At 68.6% G+C, this 239-nt stretch carries 1 pseudogene; it reads right to left on the bottom strand.

From position 1 onward, the window contains the following. Positions 1-239: pseudogene (locus tag KVS69_RS20435) on the bottom strand (flagellar assembly protein FliH); the annotation flags it as partial.

Raw genomic sequence — 239 nt, 5'->3', positions numbered from 1 at the left:
AGTGGACGGCCGAAGTTGTCCAGGATGCCTTCGATCTGCGCGACCAGGGGGCGCACTTCGGCCTGGCCCTGGGCCAGGCCGTCGGCGTGGCCCTGTTCGAAACCGTCTTTCTCCGCAGCGTCCTGGATCGCCTGGATCTCTCCCAGGGTCGGCAGCTGCAGCAGCGGTTCGGGCTCGTGTTCGGCAACCGGTTCGTGGAGGTCGTAATGGTCGTCCTGCGGGGCGGCAGGGGCCGCCAG

This window comes from Stenotrophomonas sp. GbtcB23 (assembly GCF_019091045.1).
Classification (GTDB): domain Bacteria; phylum Pseudomonadota; class Gammaproteobacteria; order Xanthomonadales; family Xanthomonadaceae; genus Stenotrophomonas; species Stenotrophomonas rhizophila_A.
This window is presented reverse-complemented; position numbering and strand designations above follow the sequence as displayed.